This is a genomic window from Ruminococcus sp., from assembly GCF_019417665.1.
Lineage (GTDB): Bacteria > Bacillota > Clostridia > Oscillospirales > Ruminococcaceae > Ruminococcus_C.
Genome location: NZ_DXUU01000115.1, coordinates 1 through 1,758, shown reverse-complemented (window position 1 = coordinate 1,758; position 1,758 = coordinate 1). Strand labels below are relative to the sequence as shown.

The window sequence follows — 1,758 nt, the reverse complement described above, 5'->3', positions numbered from 1 at the left end:
TTCTTTGCACGGTATAAATCATACTGTGACAGCTGCGGCATGGCTCCATACAGTCAGCAGAATTTCAACAACGAACTGGAAGCAAATTTTCCCACGGTCGTGAAAGCAACAGACAGAACCGGAAAACGGAGAACGTGGAGAGGCATCAGCTTTTCAGAAAGCCATGTGTAGCTTGCCAGAGGAGAGGTCTGCACGACTTTCTGACAGAGTTTACAGGCTTTGCAGGAAATTTCCGTAATCTTTTATATATTTCCTATTTTATATCCCCATATATTTTCTCATTTTTTATGAGTATAATAGAAATTTCCCTGTAAAATCAGTAAAGAGGTAAGAGGTGAGCAGTTTGAAAGAAGCGGATATCGTAAGGGCGATTTTGAGGTATCTGAAAACCGTGCCGAATTGTTTTTGCTGGAAGGAGCATGGCGGGATGTATGGAACGGCAGGAATCCCCGATGTGATCGCCTGCATTGGCGGCAGGTTCTTTGCCTTTGAAGTAAAAACGGAGAAAGGAAAAGCAACTGCTTTGCAGGAATCGGCTCTTCGCAAAATACAAAAATGCGGCGGAAACGCTGCCATCGTCCGTTCTGTGGAGGAGGTAAAAAGAATGCTGGAGGAGACCACGGCATGACAGCAAAAGAATACATGAAACAGGTACAAAGACTTCTTAGAAGGATTGACCGAAAACAAAAGGAAGCAGATGCTCTTCGTCAGAAACTTTCTTTTCCCAAATCACCTGCCTATTCTGATTTGCCCAAACCCGTATCGCCGGAATCTCACGCCGTGGAAAGCGGCGTTTCTCAGATCTTATCCTTGGAGGAAGAAGTAAAGACTGCAAAAAAGGAACTGGAAGCTCTGAAAGCAGTTTTTGATACTGCGATAAAAGCCGTCACAGATACGGAGCATCATGATATTCTGGCAAAGCGTTATCTGGAATTCAAGGACTGGAATCAGATCGCAGAAGAAATGGGATACAGTAAACCTTCCTGTTATCGTTTGCACCGGGAAGCCTTGGCAGGGATGAAAAGTTGATAGTTCATGATAGTTCATAACACTTGATGATAGTTCGCATATGTGGTATACTGTAAAGTAGGAAAACAGGAGAAAGCGAAACAGCCTTTGCGGAAGAAATTCTGCGAGGGCTGTTTTTCGTGTCCATAAAGGAGAATCGATATGCTTGCAAAAGAAGTTTTAAGAAACAGTATGGATCTAAACAGACGCATCAAGGAACAGAGTGTGATTTATCAGGATTGGAAAGCTATGGCGATGGAAATCGATGAAGATGAAATACATGAGATCGTGGAGGCAGCGTGGGACGATCTGATTGCATCCATCCGGTTGAAACGGAAGCTGGAAGAACTTATCATGGCAAATCACAATGCCGACCAGCGTGAGATCCTTCGTTTGCGGTATCTTTACGCTGCAACATGGGATGCCATTGCAGATGAACTGAATGACAGCGTTGCCTGGGTGAAGGAACAATACCAAAAAGCATTGAAAAAACTCTCTGCAGAAACCACAGAGAGTTGCAAAGGCTGTGACTGCTGTGCCGAAGAAATGTAAGAAGCCCTGCAAGCATCCCGGTTGTCCCAATCTGACAGACGGTTTGTATTGTGCAGAGCATCAGCCCCTGCATCCAGACCGACCGTCTGCCGCTAAGCGTGGCTACGGCAGCAAGTGGCAGAGGCTCAGCAAAGCCTACCTCCGCCGGCATCCTTTGTGTGTGCGGTGCAAAGCACAGGGACGGTTCACGGCAGCGAC

General features: G+C 45.9%; 3 protein-coding genes and 1 pseudogene. All 4 read left to right on the top strand.

Going from position 1 to position 1,758, the window contains the following annotated elements:
• Positions 1–343 precede the first annotated feature (343 nt).
• Entirely contained in the window at positions 344–628 is a 285-nt protein-coding gene (locus QZ375_RS14030) for a VRR-NUC domain-containing protein (RefSeq protein ID WP_295219985.1), read from the top strand.
• Positions 625–1,029: a hypothetical protein gene (locus QZ375_RS14025; RefSeq protein WP_277213682.1), complete on the top strand. Its 405-nt coding sequence runs from the start codon at positions 625–627 to the stop codon at positions 1,027–1,029. The genes QZ375_RS14030 and QZ375_RS14025 overlap by 4 nt, the downstream gene beginning before the upstream one ends.
• A gap of 141 nt (positions 1,030–1,170) precedes the next feature.
• Positions 1,171–1,560: a sigma factor-like helix-turn-helix DNA-binding protein gene (locus tag QZ375_RS14020; protein ID WP_021683262.1), complete on the top strand. Its 390-nt coding sequence runs from the start codon at positions 1,171–1,173 to the stop codon at positions 1,558–1,560.
• Positions 1,544–1,758: pseudogene (locus QZ375_RS14015) on the top strand (HNH endonuclease); the annotation flags it as partial. The gene QZ375_RS14020 and the pseudogene QZ375_RS14015, both read left to right, overlap by 17 nt.

Coding starts and splice junctions, on each gene's coding strand:
- QZ375_RS14025 (WP_277213682.1), top strand. CDS start 625: ATGACAGCAAAAGAATACATGAAACAGGTACAAAGACTTCTTAGAAGG.
- QZ375_RS14020 (WP_021683262.1), top strand. CDS start 1,171: ATGCTTGCAAAAGAAGTTTTAAGAAACAGTATGGATCTAAACAGACGC.